20 protein-coding genes and 1 riboswitch are annotated in these 18,923 nt (G+C 33.3%); of the genes, 14 read left to right on the forward strand and 6 right to left on the reverse strand.

The features are described from left to right. The first annotated feature begins 1 nt into the window (after window position 1). Window positions 2-583, forward strand: coding sequence for a GNAT family N-acetyltransferase (locus JM172_RS10145; protein WP_214482170.1), 582 nt, complete (start codon window positions 2-4; stop codon window positions 581-583). Between the two features lie 1,061 nt (window positions 584-1,644). Here JM172_RS10145 and JM172_RS10150 read toward each other — a convergent pair. Beyond that, window positions 1,645-1,914 (reverse strand): hypothetical protein, encoded by a 270-nt coding sequence (locus JM172_RS10150; protein WP_214482171.1) that lies wholly within the window; start codon window positions 1,912-1,914, stop codon window positions 1,645-1,647. Between the two features lie 326 nt (window positions 1,915-2,240). On the opposite strand from JM172_RS10150, the gene JM172_RS10155 reads away from it, so the two are divergent. Further along, window positions 2,241-3,044: an EcsC family protein gene (locus JM172_RS10155; protein ID WP_214482172.1), complete on the forward strand. Its 804-nt coding sequence runs from the start codon at window positions 2,241-2,243 to the stop codon at window positions 3,042-3,044. 512 nt (window positions 3,045-3,556) lie between these two features. Here JM172_RS10155 and JM172_RS10160 read toward each other — a convergent pair. Then, on the reverse strand, window positions 3,557-3,949 hold the full coding sequence (locus JM172_RS10160) for a CPBP family intramembrane glutamic endopeptidase (RefSeq protein WP_214482173.1): 393 nt from the start codon (window positions 3,947-3,949) through the stop codon (window positions 3,557-3,559). A 486-nt stretch (window positions 3,950-4,435) separates the two neighbouring features. Between JM172_RS10160 and JM172_RS10165 the strand changes: the two genes are divergently transcribed. The 6 genes from JM172_RS10165 (at window position 4,436) to JM172_RS10190 (ending at window position 8,762) form a co-directional block, all read left to right on the forward strand. Continuing rightward, window positions 4,436-4,573: a DUF6254 family protein gene (locus tag JM172_RS10165; protein WP_214482174.1), complete on the forward strand. Its 138-nt coding sequence runs from the start codon at window positions 4,436-4,438 to the stop codon at window positions 4,571-4,573. 485 nt (window positions 4,574-5,058) lie between these two features. Continuing rightward, window positions 5,059-5,490: a DUF2383 domain-containing protein gene (locus JM172_RS10170; RefSeq protein ID WP_214482175.1), complete on the forward strand. Its 432-nt coding sequence runs from the start codon at window positions 5,059-5,061 to the stop codon at window positions 5,488-5,490. Between the two features lie 124 nt (window positions 5,491-5,614). Continuing rightward, window positions 5,615-6,205, forward strand: a complete 591-nt coding sequence (locus tag JM172_RS10175; RefSeq protein ID WP_214482176.1) for a TetR/AcrR family transcriptional regulator — start codon at window positions 5,615-5,617, stop codon at window positions 6,203-6,205. Window positions 6,206-6,406: 201 nt separating this feature from the next. Continuing rightward, window positions 6,407-7,114: an SGNH/GDSL hydrolase family protein gene (locus JM172_RS10180; protein ID WP_214482177.1), complete on the forward strand. Its 708-nt coding sequence runs from the start codon at window positions 6,407-6,409 to the stop codon at window positions 7,112-7,114. Between the two features lie 198 nt (window positions 7,115-7,312). Then, the gene (locus JM172_RS10185; protein ID WP_214482178.1) at window positions 7,313-8,131 is read left to right on the forward strand and encodes an SDR family NAD(P)-dependent oxidoreductase; all 819 of its coding nucleotides are present in this window, start codon (window positions 7,313-7,315) and stop codon (window positions 8,129-8,131) included. A 124-nt stretch (window positions 8,132-8,255) separates the two neighbouring features. After that, window positions 8,256-8,762 (forward strand): ferritin family protein, encoded by a 507-nt coding sequence (locus JM172_RS10190; protein ID WP_214482179.1) that lies wholly within the window; start codon window positions 8,256-8,258, stop codon window positions 8,760-8,762. A gap of 269 nt (window positions 8,763-9,031) precedes the next feature. On the opposite strand, the gene JM172_RS10195 is transcribed toward JM172_RS10190, so the two are convergent. From JM172_RS10195 to JM172_RS10210, 4 genes are all read right to left on the reverse strand, one after another. After that, the gene (locus tag JM172_RS10195; protein ID WP_214482180.1) at window positions 9,032-9,676 is read right to left on the reverse strand and encodes an ABC-2 transporter permease; all 645 of its coding nucleotides are present in this window, start codon (window positions 9,674-9,676) and stop codon (window positions 9,032-9,034) included. Beyond that, the gene (locus JM172_RS10200; RefSeq protein WP_214482181.1) at window positions 9,673-10,527 is read right to left on the reverse strand and encodes an ABC transporter ATP-binding protein; all 855 of its coding nucleotides are present in this window, start codon (window positions 10,525-10,527) and stop codon (window positions 9,673-9,675) included. Before JM172_RS10200 ends, JM172_RS10195 begins: the two co-directional genes overlap by 4 nt. Before the next feature lie 69 nt (window positions 10,528-10,596). Continuing rightward, a complete protein-coding gene (locus tag JM172_RS10205; RefSeq protein WP_214482182.1) occupies window positions 10,597-11,766 on the reverse strand; it encodes an ABC transporter permease in 1,170 nt (389 codons plus the stop codon). Window position 11,767: 1 nt separating this feature from the next. Continuing rightward, window positions 11,768-12,505, reverse strand: a complete 738-nt coding sequence (locus JM172_RS10210) for an ABC transporter ATP-binding protein (protein ID WP_214482183.1) — start codon at window positions 12,503-12,505, stop codon at window positions 11,768-11,770. A 164-nt stretch (window positions 12,506-12,669) separates the two neighbouring features. Here JM172_RS10210 and JM172_RS10215 point away from each other — a divergent pair, with 164 nt between their 5' ends. The 6 genes from JM172_RS10215 (at window position 12,670) to queE (ending at window position 18,901) form a co-directional block, all read left to right on the forward strand. Beyond that, window positions 12,670-13,371, forward strand: coding sequence for a LytR/AlgR family response regulator transcription factor (locus tag JM172_RS10215; protein WP_214482184.1), 702 nt, complete (start codon window positions 12,670-12,672; stop codon window positions 13,369-13,371). Window positions 13,372-13,383: 12 nt separating this feature from the next. Beyond that, the gene (locus JM172_RS25425) at window positions 13,384-14,370 is read left to right on the forward strand and encodes a sensor histidine kinase (protein WP_214482185.1); all 987 of its coding nucleotides are present in this window, start codon (window positions 13,384-13,386) and stop codon (window positions 14,368-14,370) included. Between the two features lie 571 nt (window positions 14,371-14,941). Then, on the forward strand, window positions 14,942-16,126 hold the full coding sequence (locus JM172_RS10225; RefSeq protein ID WP_214482186.1) for a DUF5692 family protein: 1,185 nt from the start codon (window positions 14,942-14,944) through the stop codon (window positions 16,124-16,126). A 618-nt stretch (window positions 16,127-16,744) separates the two neighbouring features. After that, window positions 16,745-16,788: riboswitch (PreQ1 riboswitch) on the forward strand. 282 nt (window positions 16,789-17,070) lie between these two features. Further along, on the forward strand, window positions 17,071-17,736 hold the full coding sequence (gene queC, locus JM172_RS10230; RefSeq protein ID WP_214482187.1) for a 7-cyano-7-deazaguanine synthase QueC: 666 nt from the start codon (window positions 17,071-17,073) through the stop codon (window positions 17,734-17,736). Next, window positions 17,736-18,173: a 6-carboxytetrahydropterin synthase QueD gene (queD, locus tag JM172_RS10235; protein ID WP_214482188.1), complete on the forward strand. Its 438-nt coding sequence runs from the start codon at window positions 17,736-17,738 to the stop codon at window positions 18,171-18,173. Before queC ends, queD begins: the two co-directional genes overlap by 1 nt. Next, complete coding sequence (gene queE / locus JM172_RS10240; protein ID WP_214482189.1) at window positions 18,173-18,901, forward strand: 7-carboxy-7-deazaguanine synthase QueE; 729 nt, start codon at window positions 18,173-18,175, stop codon at window positions 18,899-18,901. The genes queD and queE overlap by 1 nt, the downstream gene beginning before the upstream one ends. Window positions 18,902-18,923: the final 22 nt, after the last annotated feature.

Raw genomic sequence — 18,923 nt, forward strand, 5'->3', positions numbered from 1 at the left:
AATGAAAACAGTCGGAAATAAAGTAATATTAAGATCAATTGAACAGCAGGATCTACCAACGTTATGGGATTTTATCTACGGTGAAGATGAACCAGAATGGAAAAAATGGGATGGACCTTATTTTCCTTTAGCAAAAGAAAGTTTAGAAGAGTTTAAAGTAAGTACGTCAAAGAAAATGCAAGAAGCGAGTTTGTTTGCAATCGAGGTGAATGGCAAGCTAGTAGGTACAACAACTTATTATTGGGAATATAAGCCAACTCGATGGCTTGAGGTTGGCATAATTATTTATGACCCAAATTATTGGAGCGATGGTTATGGAACGGATGCTTTAGTATTGTGGGTGACAGAAATGTTTAAACGTTTTCCTATCGAACGGGTTGGTTTAACAACTTGGTCAGGTAATGAACGAATGATGAAATCAGCAGAAAAGCTTGGAATGAAGCTTGAAGGGCGTTTGAGAAAATGTCGTTACCATAACGGTATTTACTATGATTCTATTAAGATGGGTGTTCTACGTGATGAATGGGAGAAGCTGTACAATGTTGATTTGAGTGATATTCATAAGGAACAGCCGCAACCGTAAAAGAGACTATTTTTTACAATAGTGAAGGAATAAGCCTTTGAATGGAAAATACATATTCTTACATGAAGTCATCATGTTTTTTTACGGAGATTTTCATATTGTTTGTTAATTGTGGATCTGAAAATTTAGACGTCCCAATCTGAAAGTTTTGGAGTTATTTCTCAGCTCTAATTACGAAAAGCAACAACTAATGCGAAGATAGTCTTTACTAAGGCTCCTTTCGTAAACAGTGTTTCTTTTTTACCTATATATATTTAACTGATGTGTGTTAAGTGGTTTTTATATCTTTCGAGAAGAAAAGATGCCCCGAAGGCAAGAGGTATATGTGCTTAAAACATTGACCAAAAAGCAACAACTAATGCGAAGATAGTCTTTACTAAGGCTCTTTTCGTAAATAGTGTTTCTTTTTTAGCTATATATATTTAACTGATGTGTGTTAAGTGGTTTTTATATCTTTCGAGAAGAAAAGATGCCCCGAAGGAAAGAGGTATATGTGCTTAAAACATTGACCGAAAAGCAACAACTAATGCGAAGATAGTCTTTACTAAGGCTCTTTTCGTAAACAGTGTTTCTTTTTTACCTATATATATTTAACTGATGTGTGTTAAGTGGTTTTTATATCTTTCGAGAAGAAAAGATGCCCCGAAGGCAAGAGGTATATGTGCTTAAAACATTGACCGAAAAGCAACAACTAATGCGAAGATAGTCTTTACTAAGGCTCTTTTCGTAAACAGTGTTTCTTTTTTACCTATATATATTTAACTGATGTGTGTTAAGTGGTTTTTATATCTTTCGAGAAGAAAAGATGCCCCGAAGGCAAGAGGTATATGTGCTTAAAACATTGACCGAAAAGCAACAACTAATGCGAAGATAGTCTTTACTAAGGCTCCTTTCGTAAACAGTGTTGCTTTTTTTACATATATATATGTTTAACTGATGTGTGTTACATGATGTTTGTAGTCTTTGGAGAAGGCAAAATGCCCTAAATGTTAGTTATATACTTGTTAGGCTCTAAATAGGAAAAGCTACAATTAATGTGAAAGCAAAAAATGAGGTCTAGCTCAATATTTTTTAACTAGACCAATAGTTGTTGTGAACATCCCTCCTAAAGTAGTTAAGATCCCAACAGATAAGCAACTAGCAAAATATAATTTAGTAGCCAATAACATTTCACTCGGCTCAGGGCTTCTTACGGATGAACGACTAAAAAATTTATTACGCATGAGATAATCTGCAAAACTATAGCTTTTAAATATAATTATGATACCAAATAATATTAAACCAGTTCCTGCAACAATAATAATAATCTTTGAAAGATCCTTTTGTGACAACACAATCCCCCCTAGAGAGTATTTTAGTGGAACAATCTCCCAACGTAAATCTTTTTTACTCATTTTTACAAAATTACGATACTAACTGTTAAAAATTTACACTAAAATAATAAAGGCGATTGATGGAGAAGTATAGTTTTTTCGTTGTTCTGACTTATAGGACAAATTGTAGAATTACATAGAGTTAAGAGTTTGAATTAATTGGTTTTGTCTGATTGATAGTGTGACAGTATAAAGGGATTGTATAACACACTTTAAACCTTTATTATTTTAGTACGTATGTTAGTAAATCAACAATAATTCCATCTTTGAAAGGATGCACATAAATGATCGAAACGATAGCATATTTAAGAAACGAGCTAAAGACTTGTGAAGACTGGGAAAAAGATCAGAGTGATTTATGGTTTTGGGATAAGCTCGGACGGCTACCTTTCAAATTGATTGACAGATTCACACCTAAATTCATCCAAAAGAAGGTTGGATTGATTCTTGATGAGCTAGGGTCATATATCCAATCAGGAGGCACGTATTTAAGCTCGATAGCTGCTTTGAAAAATTATTATCCCAAGCAAAATATTCTAACTTTAGAGGATGTAGAAAACCTGCCTATTGCGAGTATGGATGAAGCTGCTGCAAGGCTGTCAATAAATCGAAAAAGAGCAGCCACATTGCAGGGGGCAAGCACTGGAGTTGGAGGTATATTTACTCTAACTATAGATATACCTATGTTGCTCGGCATCCAATTAAAAACTCTTCAAGACATAGCGATCTGTTATGGTTTTGATCCTACTGATAAAAATGAAAGAATTTTCATCGTGAAGGTTTTGCAATTTATTTCTGCTGATATTGTTGGCAAAAAAACTATTTTACAGCAGTTGTCGATGTTCGACTCTAATCAAAATGAACAAAGCAGAGAAGTTGTTTCAGAACTTCAAGGATGGAGAGAGGTTGTATTTTCATATCGTGATCAGATTGGCTGGAAGAAGCTTTTTCAAATGATCCCGATTGCTGGACTCCTGTTTGGTGCTTTTATAAATCGCTCTGCAGTAAATGATATAGCCGAAGCAGGAACCATGATGTATCGTAAGAGGGCAATTCTTAAGCGCATAAAGTTGAAAGAAGAAGAATAACAGATAAGAGCAGGGGAGAGTATGTCTTCTTCTACATAGAAGGGAATACGAACATTTAAAGAAACAAAGTAAAAATAGTTTTACATAACAGTAAAATGAATTTATAAATAGAAGGAGTATTGAATTGGGGATAGTTCAAATAAACGTACTATGACTAATCAGTAGTATAGTAATGTTAAACATTGGGTTTAATATAAGAAAAAGGTGGCTGATTTGTCTAGCCATCATTTTTCGTGGATATCAATTGGCGTCTTTGGAATATGGTTTATCCATACAATACCTAAGATGCCGAGTGATTTTCATTGAAAGGTCACTAATTTAAAGTTATGCAATTAGATGGGAGATTTGAGCAAGTAAAACGAATGTTAATACTATCTGTTGTCATAGAACATAGGAGACAATGTCTTTACGAGCAAGAAAAGAACGTAGTTATTTAGCATCCTTTCCTTGTATTACAGCGACTTTGGCTCAAACCACCATCTAGTTGCTAAAAATCCTTTTCGAAAAAAATTTTATGAAAGTGGGAAAAGTATGACTAAAAACAAATCAAAAATTATATGAGAACTGATAAGTAAAACCATATTCCTTTTCCAAACATATAAACTACCCCATATTATACCTCCTATTAAAGATGCAAGAACTAAAACAATATTACCTGCATAAATGTGTGCAGATGCGTATAAAATAGCTCCTGCAAATATGGCTTGTTCTGGCTTAATTAAATATGAAAGACGTTGTTGAATCAAGCCACGCCAAAAAAGTTCTTCTCCAGGGATAATAACGCAAAACAAAACAATATAGTGCCACCAAAGGGTTGGATTTACTGTTTCATAAAGGGCTTGAATTTGATTAATGAATGGTAATTGTAAAATTATTATAACTACCTTTCCAACTACAAATATCAAGTACAACGCTACTCCTGAGCAGCAACCTATTATTAAACTCCTTATCCAACTACCTTCAAAGTGCATTCTTTCAATATTTATCGATATGTAAGATAATACGAACAGCGATATTGGAAGTGTGTACCAAAATAATGGTAGAAAACGAAAGGCTATAAATAATAATAAGTGTGCCAAAAGGATGATGTATAAAAATTTGCGATCTTTAATATCGGTACCCTCACTTTCAAATGAATGGTGCTTACAAAATGGTTAGAAGAACAAATTCTCCTGAATAATCAATTATCCTGATCAATCAGACAGATTTTTATAAAGAATGCTCCCATTGATTATTGTATTTCATATTAATTAATAACGATATAATTAGTTCGAATCATGATGTTTTTCTTCTTTAAGACGATGAATCTCCGATTTAAATTAGTAACAAAGAATAATAATGTACTTACATTGACATCATAACAAAGGACAAGTATTCATAGGAGGTTTTTTATGACACAGTCAAAAGGGCAACAAGAAAGACAATGGTCTGTTAGGAAGCAATCTCAAAATCCACACGGCAAAGTAAAATCGTATGATGAACTAGTGAATGAAGCTACAACAAATAAAAATAGGAATGAAAAACAGTAAGTAAAATTTCTACACGCACTCTCTTGTTAGTGCGTGTTTTTATCATTTATCGGTCAAAATGCACTCACTTCAAACTGAAACTATGTGAAGACAGTGAAGGTTAAGTAGGGAATGACCATTGTACCCCAATCTAGAAAAATAGAATATGTAACTCAGCTCTAACCCTTAAATCGTCTCCATTTCTCACAATGACTCGTATTTTGCATGCATCAAGCATTCAGCTTCGGTTTTCGTGATAATTATAGAACGGTCATTTCTATATTAAAATAGGAACAATATAAATTACAAACAATCATTTAATTTTGGGTTTTTAATATCAATTATTTTTTTTTGTGAAGAATTGAATATTTATCTCTTATTTCAACCTGTAGTTAATAATTGTGCGAGAAAAAGAGATGAGGTATGTATAGCATTGTCCTATACAACTTATGTATATGATAAATATTGATTTGATCATACTATGCACATATAAGGAGGGATAGATGATGGAGAACAACGTAGTTATTAAAGAATTAAATGCATTATTGAAAGGAAGATATATGGGTATACATGCTTATGAAAGCTATATGCAAAATGTAAAAGATGATGAATTGAGAAAGGATCTACAACAAATACAACAAAATCATAAAGAACATGCAAATCTATTAGCTGAAAGGATTCAAAACTTAGGAGGTAAGCCTGTAGATAATCCTGGTATTGTAGGTAATGTAAAAGAACTTGTAAGTGAAATCAAGGGATTTCCTGATACAAAAGAAGGAATTGTTCAAGGGCTTATTGAGGGTGAAAATACCTATTCAATTAAAATGTCAGAGGATATCGTAAGAGGAGATTTGGATGATGAAAGCTTAAAAATAGTTGAGAAAATCATTGATGAAGATAGGAGTCATGTTCAGCATTTAAAAAATATTCTTCATTAAAAAATATAAATAGTATGATCCTATGCTTAATTGTTTGAAAATTCTTGAATAGTACCTAATGATATGGTAATATTTTTTTGAACAATCGTTCAAATGTATGTAAATTTCATTATGGAGTGATTATTTGGATAAGAAAAACTTGCCAAAAGAAGATGCTAAGTCGAAAATTATCTCACATGCAACTTCAATATTTTCTCAAAAAGGCTATGCGGCTACTTCGATAAGCGATATATCCAAAGCAACTGGTTTAAGCAAAAGCCATATTTATTATTACTTTGAAAATAAGGAAATGCTATTTGTATTCTTAGCTAAAAAATCAATGACTGAATGGAGGGAGAAATGGCAGCGCACATCAATTTCATTTGAAAATACAACTGAGAAACTGTTTGGAATAGCGAGACATGTGTTATATAATTTTGAAACCCCATTGCTACAAGCAGGAAGAGAAATGGCTACTAACGATCAAGTGGATCCTAATACTGTTCAAAACTTATATACAGACCTTGCTGCTGTTCCCTTTGAAACTTATCTTGAAATATTTCAAGAAGGTCTTGAGACTGGAGAATTTTCTATAAATAACATCCTAGAGACAACAATGTTATTTAGCTCCTGGATGGGCGGTTTATGTGCATCAATTGGTATTCTTGAATTTGAAACTTTAGAAAAACTTTTTATTGAAGCCGTGACTATATTTTTAGAATCAATTAAACCTTAACAACAATGATATTTTTTTAATAGAAATTGAACGAACGTTCAAATAATATACATGTGAAATCATCATTCCTTCTTAGCCCTTTCTTGTCGTCTACTTGATGCATGAAAGAATAATTGAGTTGGGCTCCAGCTATTTCTGACGTAAACTTTAATGAGATGAACGAAACTGTGTTTTTAAAACAATTTAAAGGAGGAGCAATTAATGCGTATTGCTTTAATAGGAGATAGTTTAACTGAAGGAAAACCAGGTGTTTCTTTTTCATCAATTCTACAAAAGAGAAATAAAGATATCTTAATAGATAACTATGGAAAAGCAGGGGATACGGTAATCAGCTTAAACAAACGTTTAGCAAATACAACTTTTCCTTACGAATACGATTTAACGTTTTTATGGATAGGAATCAATGATGTATATTCACAATTATTAGGTGTCAAACCACAGCCTTTTGCAAAAAATCATCAAGAATTTAAGCAATACTATCATCAGATTCTTCGTATCTTGTCTGAATCATCAACTAAGATTGTCACTGTCACACCTTCAGTTATAGGGGAGAAATTGGACAATGATGCTAACAACACATTGAAGCAACTATCTTCTTTAATTCATACGATCTCTATACAATACGATAATGTAGCATGTTTAGATTTACATTCCCTCTTCAAAAACGAACTCGATGGCCTTAATACTTCAAATTATATATCTACTAGTGCTATTAAAATTTTATTTGATGTTCTCCTTTATAAAAAAGCTGTTCGAGTTGATCATATTTCATCAAAAAGGGGGTTATACCTAACTCTTGATGGCGTCCACTTAAATTCTGTAGGAGCTACATTTGTCGCTGAGCAATATGAGAAAATGGTCAACACGTCAATACAAAATGATATAAAAAAGGCTGATGTTATTAATTAGTACTGTTATTAATTGTTGTTCTTTTCAATGGGTGTATATGTTAGAAATCCTGTTACGAAAAACAAATTAGACTGCTGATTAGTTTTGTATGAAAGCCAATTTTCTACAAAGTTTATAGTCATAATAAAAAATGGTTTCTCATGTAGATCTGTTTTTACAGCAAGCTATAAATCTCATTAAATCGGAGGGTTTTACATGATGAGCGGTAGAAAGGTAGCGATTGTAACTGGTGGTGCATCAGGAATAGGGAAGGCAATTTGCAATGAATTAGCCTCAAGGAACGTGTTTGTAGTCATAACAGGTATTAATGAGAGAAACGGAAAGTGTACTGAAGATGAACTAAACAAAGATGGTGTAAATGCTAAATTTATATGTTTAGATGTAACAAATGAGAAAATGGTAAGGAGCTTTTATTCAGAAATATATAGTGAGTTTAACAGGATAGATTATATTTTTAATAATGCGGGTTTTGCGATGTATGGTGAACTATATGATATGTCCATTGAACATTGGGAAGACATTGTGGACGTAAATGTGTGGGGGGTTATTTATGGAACGCAATTTGGTTATCAATTAATGAAGAAACAAGGCTGGGGTTATATAGTTAACACTGCATCTGCTGCTGGACTGGGTCCTTCTCCATTAAGTGCAGCATATGCTACAACAAAACATGGAGTAATTGGTTTAACTACATCTCTTCATTATGAGGCTGAAAATCACGGAATTAACGTAAGCACACTATGTCCTGCATTCGTTCGAACATCAGCGTTTGACAATGCAAAAGCAATTAAAATGGACAAACGAATGATGACTAATCAACTTAAAAAACAAAAAATGATGTCTCCAGAGAAACTAGCAACAGTAGCTATAGACGGTGTGCACAAAAATAAACCGATAATTTGTCCACTGCCAATGAGAAGAACGATAGATATTATGTTTTTGTTGTTCCCGGTTGCACATAGATTGTTAATGAGATTAGTATGTAAAGTTGGACGAGAAGCGAAGGTCACTACGTAAATAGTCTTTGTACTTCCTCAAACATTAGCTCAATATTAATTATCAACATCTTATCCATTGACAGGCACATGCCTAGTTTTTTTTTCGTATGATACATATATGAAAATGAAGGAAGGATGATTGTATGTATTATTACACTCCACAGTACCCGAATCAACAAGCTCTTGTCCACCCTCAACAACGACATTTAAATACACAAGTAAATAATCGATCTGATCATGAAGTCAATACACAGCAAGTTGTTGAAGCTTTAAATGAAGCTGTAATAGGTGAAGCAACAGCAATTGATTTTTATGAAAGATTATTAAAGGCTGCACCGAATGAGCAACATAAGAACGACCTTGCACATGCTTTAGAAGATGAACGAGAGCACCTCAAATTATTTGCAGACTTATACACCGTTTTAACTGGTAATGAACCTAAATACAAAATTGATAAGGTCGTTTTTAGAACATATCGTGAAGGGTTAAAGCTTGCTTATGAAGATGAACTAAAAGCTTATGAATCATACCGTAATAGCTACTTGTTAACAAAAGATTTAAGAGTTCGTGATACATTCTTTCGAGCATTCACAGACGAAATCGAACATGCAATCCGCTTCGGTTTTCTGTTGTCAAAAAGCAGGGGATGACCGAATAGTCTAGATACCTAATGAAAACAGTAGATGAGGTCCTACAAGGTGCCTTGTTTGCTTTTTCTTTCTTTAGATTATGATTACAATGAACTCTTAGGAAACATGCTAGGAGAAAATCTATTAAAAATACTAATCTATTTTCTCCTAGTACTTCATTTAAGAAATAATTACTTTTTAGAAGTTTTCAAGATCATTTAATGTAATGCCTCAGAGCAATGCATTATAATTATCTGCTAACAACATAAGCAGTTGCCAAAGAAAAAATATTAAAATTCTTTCCTACGATATATAAGTGCAGCAACAAAAAATGAAAGGATATATATGATAATTCCAAATAATAAAAATATAACTGGAACGAATAAAGAGTGATCTATGTTAAGTGGTAATTGTTCTATTAAATAGCCAACTAAACTTTGTAGGCCAAGAGTAGTAACAAGCCCACCAAATGCACTTCCTATTGAAATAGCATCAGATTTTTCTAATCCAAATACATAGAGAAAAGGATAGGCAATTGCTCCGGAAATGAGCACAATGACAGTACCCAAAAAGACAATATTTAATATAGCATTGATTGGTGATTCTGAAATGAGACCATACACATACAATATGGCATATGATAATATAGTACCGATAATTACAGTTAACAAATAGAAAAAGTAGTGGCTCTTTACTATATTACTTCTAGAAACAGGTAATGTAAGTACATACTTATCATAACCAGACTTGCCTTCATATTTAATAATTTCAATTGCAGGCATCGCGACTAGTAAGGTAGTTAACAAAGCCGCAAAGCGGTACATTGAAGTATCTCCGAAAAATAACATTAATCCAGACACCAAAATTGCTAGTCCTGAGTAAGCAAATACGCTTCTATAAACTAGGTAGTAGTTAGTTAATAATAAACCACTCACTTATTTTCACTCCTCGTTAAAAAGACACTAAGCTCGTCCAATGTGATGGTTTTAGCTTCAATACCCCTTGGCAATTGTTGTTTATCTGTAACAAGTACACTACAATAGGAGCCATAATTTCTTTTCGCAACAACGATTTTTTTGTTCAGTAAAATTAATTGTTCGTTATCCATATCTACAATAGCGTACTTTTCTAGAACATTATCTTTCTCTTCATTTAATAAAATTTCACCATCTTTTATAATGACAAGGTGGCTAGCTATTTTTTCAATGTCACTTATGATATGAGTGGAAAGTAATATGGCACCATTACTTATACTGACAAAGCTTCTTAACTCATCTAGCAATTGTTCTCTTGATGAAGGATCAAGCCCACCTGTCGCTTCATCTAGGATTAATAATTGTGCATTATGGGATAACGCAACAGCTACAGACAGTTTCATTGACATCCCACGAGAGAATTTATTTACTTTTTTAGCTATAGGTAAAGAGAAAGAATGAACTAATCGATAAAAATTATCTTCATCCCATGAATTAAACAGTTTTTCAAAAACTTTATTTAGTTGTTTTATCGTAAGATGAGCCGGTAGATTCATAGCATCAAAAACGACTCCAATCTTTTCCTTAATGCTGGCATGTTTATTTATATTTTCTTTACCAAATAATTTTACGGAACCGTTATCTTTAGAAATTAATCCTAGAACTGCTTTAATTGTTGTTGATTTACCTGCTCCGTTATCACCAATGAATCCAACTATTGAACCAGTGGGTACATTAAATGTAATATCTTTTAACACATCTTTGTTATGATATGATTTCCTAAGATTTTGAATTTCTAATAGGTTTGACATCCTTACACTCCCCTATACTTAGAGCGGGGGCCTGAACCCCGCTACATTAACGTGTTAAATAGGTGTGGGTCAGGCCCCTTTTCCTAATACCCATCGATCTTTTTTAAACATAAGTGCGCCAAGTAAAAACAAGATCACGATAACGAGAACTGAGCTTCCTACTACCATTCCTATGCTTTCAATAGAATACACCCCGAAAATTAATTGTTTAATTAAGGCGAAAATATTGAAAAAAGGAATGAGGAAATGGGTTGTAGTTAATTCATTTACAGATAAGCCCATTAGTAAAAAGAATGGAATCATCGCTAACATAGACAAAGGCGAGATGTAATTTCCAGCTTCCTTAACGGTATTTGCTAATAGACTTAGCATCATCATTATGCTAGAAATTAAGGGTGCAAAAGCTAAAATTCCGATACTCATAACCCCAATGAATGGAGCCACTTTGTCGTCTGGTATAACATTCGTTAGTCCTTCGGTAAATAATTTCGTCGTAATAACGAACATCACTGTCGCAAAAATTCCACTAAACGTACTTAAGGTAGAAACGGTTAGCCATTTACCAAAAAGTATGTTTGTGCGTTTCACTGGTGTCATTAATAATGCTTCCATCGTGTTCCTTTCTTTCTCCCCTGCAAATAAATCATTACTAGTAGGAATACCACCCGTAATAATAGACATCACAATAATTAGTGGAGCAAGAATGCTTAGGAGAAAGCTTGATGTATCCTCCTCAGATTCAGAAATGCTATTAATGGAGAATTGAAATGGTTGAAATGCTCCAGCGTCTAAATTATAGTCTTCATATCTTTTTTGTTGGACGGTTTCTTTTAAAGTATTTAAATGGTTGTTTAATGTACTGGTAGCTAGCTCGCCTTTTTGACTAAATTGATCTACGTATATCTCTATAGTTGGTGATCCACCTTGTTCAATCTTGTCAAGAAATTCTTGTTCTGCATATAAGGCAATTGTTGCTTCTCCGTCTTTCACAGTTTGGATGGGATCAGTCTCCTTTGAAACAGTTATACTTTCTAAATTAGAAAACCATTCATATGTTTTATCATCTATCGAGTTTTCTACAGCAACTGTATAATTTTCAGTTGAGTCTTGAAAGAAGAATGCCTCGTAGAAAAACACCATTCCTAAGCTAAATAACATTGGAATGAGAATACTAAGCATGATTGTCTTACGATCACGAAGCGAGTCAATTAATTCTTTCTTAAAAATTGTCCAAATCACTTTAAGCACCTCTCACTAATCTTGACATGAATATATAGTTTAAATCATCACTTTCTTCTTGTTTATAAAGTTCATCAATAGCACCTTGATATACGAGCTCACCTTTATGAATCATAATAATGGACTGACATAACATTTTAACCTCTTCCATAATGTGGCTAGAGAAAATAATTGTTTTACCTTCTTTACGTAGCTGATGAACTAATTCACGAAACATATTAGCTGACGTAATATCAAGGCCTGTAGTAGGTTCATCAAATAAAATAATGTCAGGATCATGAATGAGTGTTCTAGCAATTGCTACCTTTTGGCGCATTCCTTTAGAGTATCCTCCAACTTTTCTGTCGATATAATCCTTCATACCAAAACGCACAGCTAATTGATCTATACGGACATTCGTTTCGTGCTTACTAATACCGTAAAGTGAAGCGAAATAAGCTAAATTTTCTCTTGCTGAAAGGCGATCATACAACCCAGTTTCACTGCCGAATAAAACGCCGATTTGCTGCTTTATACCCATTGTTTTCTTGGATATATCAATACCGTTAATCTTAATAGATCCATCTGTAGGCTCCATAATTGTTGATATCATTCTTAACAAAGTTGTTTTCCCAGCGCCATTTTCTCCTAATAGACCAACGATCTCACCCTTTGAAATTGAAAAAGAAACATCCTTTACAGCCGTAATCGTCTTCTTATTTTCCTTAAATAGTTTGGATACGTTTTTCACTTCGATCATCTACCGTTAGCTCCCTTCATTTGTAACTGTCTTCACTTTACAAAACCTTATGAATTTTACCAACCATTTTGTCGTGAAACATTCTTTTCCTGTCGTGAAAATTCCATTTATGGTATTTTATTTATGTTAGGATATAAAAAACAGATTAGTTTCGGAGTGAGGATATGGTGAAGGTTGGTCTAGTTGACGATCATAAGTACGATTTGGAGAAACTTGAAGCATTATTAAGAAATGAAGAGATGTTCTCGATTCATTTTTCAACAACTGATTCTGAAGAAGCTTATGAGTTTATAAAGAAGAATGAGATAGATCTCCTGATCACCGATATTGAAATGCCAAAGCTTTCAGGTTATGAATTAGCTGATTTTATTCAAACTTATGCCTTGGACATAAAAGTAATTTTTTTAACTGGTCATAGTGGATACGCTGTTCATGCATTCGAATTGGACGTTCTTGACTATATTTTAAAGCCATATTCTAGAGATAGATTAATAAAAGGTATGAATAGATATAAAAGGCATATGGCACCTACAAAAGATGAAGGGAAGTTAGTGTTAAAACAAAAATCTGAAATGAACTTTATAGATAAAAAAAGCATTCTCTTTATTGAAAGAACAGGTCGATCATCAAAGTTAGTTACTATAGATGGAGAGTTTGAAACGTACCAATCATTAAGCGATTTAGAAGATCAGTTGAATAACCGAAATTTCATTCGCTCTCACCGATCTTTTATTATTAACCTACATTATGTAAAAAATTTCTCAATATATGCTAAAAATTCTTTTTCTATCTCTTTTCAGCATACGAATCAAACAGCGATTATTACCAAAAGTAAACTTGAATACGTGCAAGAAAATTATTTTTAAAGGGGTACAATTGTGAATTTAAGGATTTTTCATACGAGTGTGATCTTTATTGTCCTTTTATTATCTTCATTAACAGTCATACATAAATTATTTCTATCTATTAACGCGATAATAACATTCTCAATTGTCTATGCTGTTGTGTGGTTGTTTCTATGGAAGAAGGTTCAAAAAATATTCTTCCAAGTAGAGGCTATTTTATTGTTAAGTAGCATACTTTGGCTCGTTCAAATTATCATAGTGTTTCTTCAGTTTTATAGTAATAAGCCTATCGTAGTTACTAGTTTATGGGTCGTTAATATGCTAGTTGAATGTTTCAGATGGTCATCATTGGGTAAAATACAGCTTTTATTATTGAATGAGTCAGTTTTGCAAGAAGAGCAGATGGGTATACAAGATGCTTTTCGAGAAATACGGAGTCAAAGGCATGACGTGATGAAGCATATGAATGTTTTTCAATACATGCTGGAAGAAGAAAGGTTAATAGAGGCGAGATCATACGTTGAATCACTGATCGGTGAATACGAAAATGTCAATTTAACCATTAAAGGTGAAAAAGGACATATCACAGCACACTTACATCATTATTATGTCGAGGCTATGAAAGAAGGGGTAGATGTAACTTATCAGTTACAAGTTCCACTAACACTATTACCAATGAGTAACTTAGATCAAAGTAAGTTAGTTAGTAATTTACTAGAAAATAGTGTCGAAGCTGCCGCCGGATATTCAAGAGTTCATAAAGAAGGTTCTGTCGTATTGAAGTCATCAATGGTAAGTGGCTTTTACATACTTGAGTCAGTAAATCACACCGAGCCTATTCCAAAACATATTATCGATTCATTATTTACATCATATGGTCAGTCTTCAAAAGGAAAACATCGAGGATTCGGTACGACAATTATAAATGATATTATTAATGAATATCACGGTAAAATAACTTACACGTATGATACACCATCATTATATATTAAAATTAAAATGCCAATCGTTAAGAACTAAATTCAATTTACTCGAAATAATCGGTGCTTTTCGGGGCGCTTTTTCTTCTCTAAAACTATAATAATACATACCAGCTCAAATGTAAGTGAAAAAGGAATAATTTAAGGAAAAGAGCCTTAGCAAAGACTACCTTCGTAATAATTGTTTCTTATCGTTCAAAGTTTTAAGCAAGAATACCTCTAGCTTTCGTGGCATCTTTTCCAATATTACTTTTATTGAGCTCTCATAAAGCTCATCATATGGCCCATTATTAGTAACAATAACATCAAAGTTTAAGAAAAAAACTTTATGAGAAGAAATCTATGAGCTGATTTAAGTTAGCCACAATGAAAGGGTTATATATAATAATCCTTTCATTGTGGTTATTTAATATGTATTATTGAGGAATTTATGAACTTTATGGGGAATGATCTACCCGATGAACACATTATAGTAAAATAAAAATATACAGTATATACAATAGATAAAATGTGAAGATGAAGCATGATTAAAACTCCAGATATACCTGTTCAGTAAAAAGTCTGAATAGTATATCATATATTATCCTAATAAAGTATAGGAGGGGTACACCATGTGTAAACTGACACGTTTGAAACTAAGTTTTATTTCTGGACTAATTTTTATGTTATTTTTTAGTTTTTCAACTACTGATGTTGTATTCGCAAGTGAAGCTAATGCAGATGAAATGTTAGGAACATGGCAAATGATAGTAGACGGAGAATCTGGAGAGGGGGCATTTTTTTATCGCTTTGAATTTAAGGATAACAATAAAGTGACTGTAATTAAGCAATATGGTGGTCATAATGTAGAAGAAGAAAAGTCATGGACATTAAACGAAACTTTTTTAAGTATGACTAGTGAAACAGGTGCACTGATTACTGAGTTTGATAATATACCACTAATAGTTAATAAGGACGGAGATTTATCATACAAAAATGGTTTTTATGAAGGTGTTGCCAAAGAGCATAATAGTCCCTTATCAATTTTTCATTGGGTAATGATTCTAATTGTTTTAATGGGCTTAAACGAATTGTTTAGAAAATCAAAATGGGCTGGAATTGTCTTTTTTTTCGTTTTACCGATAGCCTTATTGCCTATATGGACAAGTTACGGTGTTACTTATTGGTTCAAATGGGTAAAAGTATATTCTGTTGTAGGTGCAAGTGTATGGTTCATTTTAATGAGATATTCGAAGCTTGGGGGACTTACATCTGCAAAACTAGTAGCTGCATTGTTTTTAGCATTAAACATTGGAGAGGCAGTAACACAAGATTTTACTATGGGCTATTTACCTAACATTTTAAATGGTATAGCAGGTGTGTTGTCAATTGCTACGCTATTTTATGGTTTTAAAGGAATATATATTGATAATAGTAAAGAGAAGGATATGCTATGGCCCAAAATGCCTCTTTTATGGATAATCGCTTATGATATTTGGAATTGGGTATTTGTTTATTTAAATTTCCCTGGATCGGCGTCTGCTCAATTTATGGTGCTACTATCTTGTACATTACCTGCAATGTTCATTAAGAAAGGGACATGGTTACAAGCTCGTGCGTTCACATTGGCAGCTTGGTTTATGTATTATTTTACATTTCCAAGATTTACAGAATCAGTGGAATTACTCGTACCGCGCAACGATTTTTTAATGCTGTCAGTAGCTGTAATTAGTTTAGTAGCTAATGGGGCATATGCATACGTTTATGTGAAGCGAGTTGTGAAAATGAAGAAGCAAGGTGAATTTGCTCTCGTTTAAACATGAAATGAACAAAATGTATAAATAATTTAACAAAGGGTGACTGGTGATATTAAGTTATAGGTTGTTGAATGATTGTTATCTTATCCTGAGTTACCCTTTTTTAGGCTGTTTTGGATGTTTGTTGTATATCATACTCTAGAGTATATGTTAAATGCATCTTTACTTCTATAGAATAATAGCAATGAGACATAAGTTCCATCCTGTTGTTGCAAAATTTACTACAAGAGCTTTTGTTTTAGCTTCTTCGTAAACTTTGTTGTTATTTTTATTAAAAGGACAGTATGAAGGGTTTGCATGAAAACTCAATATTGTAAAAGTAGAAGAGATGCCACGAACGCAAGGTTTATGCTTATCTTTTAGAATGAAAAGGAACAGTCCTTGCAAAGACAGCCTTAATTTATATATAGTAAGCAATCAATATCGAAATATCAGTATGAGAAGAATAGTTTGTGAATACGTTATATTAGGGCTAATAAAACAATCCTGTTAGAAATATTTGACCGAATCAACTCACATGCAAATAATTTCTATGGAGTTTTTCTTGTAGTTGTGATATATTAACCTAGTAAAAATTGAAAAGAATACCGTAAGCACTCATGAAATTATCCATAATCTACGGGAGAGGTTCTAGAACACCCTCTATAAAAAACTAAGGAAATAGCTGCGTCCTTAGGGTGGAGTTTTTTTATTTGATTTTATAGCAATCAAATTTAAAAACTACATCGTGTTTGACAAATGCTTTTTTTATTTGGCTATTTTCTGCTCACTTCAGATAAATAGCATCAAAATAAACGAAAAAAGCCAGTTGTTTTACTAACTTAAAAGGAATTCAAATAGTAAATATAACATTGCTAAAAAAATCACCTAATAATGGATTGATATAAAACTCTTTGACAAATTGAATATGGACAGAATTTAACAGAAGAGAGGGGTCACGCATAATGAAGAATGAAAAAGCTGTTGTAGTTTTTAGCGGAGGACAAGATAGTACTACTTGCCTTTTCTGGGCAATGGAAAGATATAAGACTGTTGAAGCAGTTACGTTTCAATATAATCAGCGACATGACAATGAAATTGAAGTGGCAAAAAATATTGCCAATGAAGTGGGTATAAAACATACAGTTCTTGATATGAGCCTACTCAGCCAATTGGCTCCAAATGCATTAACACGTGATGATATTGCTATTGAAGAAAAGGAAGGTGAATTGCCTTCTACTTTTGTTGATGGCAGGAATTTATTATTCCTGTCTTTCGCTGCTGTGCTAGCAAAACAAACTGGAGCTAAACATATTATTACTGGTGTATGTGAAACAGATTTTAGTGGGTATCCAGATTGTCGAGATGTGTTTATAAAATCATTAAATGTTACGCTGAATCTCGCAATGGACTATCAATTCGTTATTCACACTCCACTCATGTGGCTTGATAAAGCAGAAACGTGGGAATTGGCAGACGAATTAGGTGCTTGTGATTTCGTACAAAAGAAAACTTTAACATGTTATAACGGCATTATTGCCGAAGGTTGTGGGGAGTGCCCTGCATGTAAATTACGTAAAAAAGGCCTTGATCAATACGTTTCTACGAAAAATAGGGGTGAAGACAAGTAATGATTCAACAAATCTATCCTCAAGTACAACACCCTTATCAATTTGAATTAAATAAGGATATGCAATTTGCAGCTGCGCATTTCGTTCCGCATGATGAAGCAGGGAAATGTAGGGAATTACATGGGCATACGTACTTTGTGAATATAACAATAGCGGGTGATGATCTTAATCATACTGGTTTCCTTGTTAATTTTCAGCAAGTAAAAAAACTAATTCACGGCAAATTTGATCATACTGTAATGAACGACCATAACGAAATATTTAATGATCAAAATCCAAATGATTTTCCTACTACAGAAGTTGTTGCAAAAAAGATATGGGAAATTATTCAAGAACATTTAAATACGTTATCAAATAGCCCGAAATGCCTTCAAGTATTTGTTCGTGAAACACCTACGAGCTATGTAGTATATCGTCCAAAAGCCGGTGAACGATGATGAAAAAAACAATTCCAGTATTAGAAATTTTTGGTCCCACAATCCAAGGTGAAGGCATGGTTATCGGTCAGAAAACGATGTTTGTTCGTACAGCAGGATGTGATTACGCATGTAGTTGGTGTGATTCTGCTTTTACATGGGACGGGTCTGCAAAAAATGAAATAGAGCAACTAACTTCGCAGGAAATATGGCAGAGACTTGTGGAACTTGGAGGAAATCGATTTGACCATGTTACGATTTCTGGAGGAAATCCAGCACTACTTCAGAATCTTGAACACCTACTAATCCTACTTAAAGAAAAGGGAGTTAGAGTAGGGTTAGAAACACAGGGAAGTGTTTGGCAGGATTGGTTTCTACTAATCGATGATTTAACCATATCACCGAAACCACCTAGTTCTGAAATGAAGACGAATTTTGAGAAACTAGACTTTATTATTGACGGGTTAGTAAGTAGAGGTAGACAACAGCATGTAAGTCTAAAAGTGGTAGTATTTGATGATAAGGACCTAGAATATGCAAAAATGGTACACAAGCGTTACGAGCATATTAAATTTTATTTACAGGTAGGTAATGAGGACGTTCTGTCGGAGGATCCAGCAATTATTAATAAACTACTTCACAAATATGAATGGTTAATTCAAAAAACAATAGATTCTGCTGAATTGAATAATGTAAAAGTATTGCCACAGCTACATACACTCGTATGGGGCAATAAACGGGGTGTATAAACTCATTTTACTTAACCCCATG

This window comes from Bacillus sp. SM2101 (assembly GCF_018588585.1).
In the GTDB taxonomy this organism is placed as follows: Bacteria; Bacillota; Bacilli; order Bacillales; family SM2101; genus Nanhaiella; species Nanhaiella sioensis.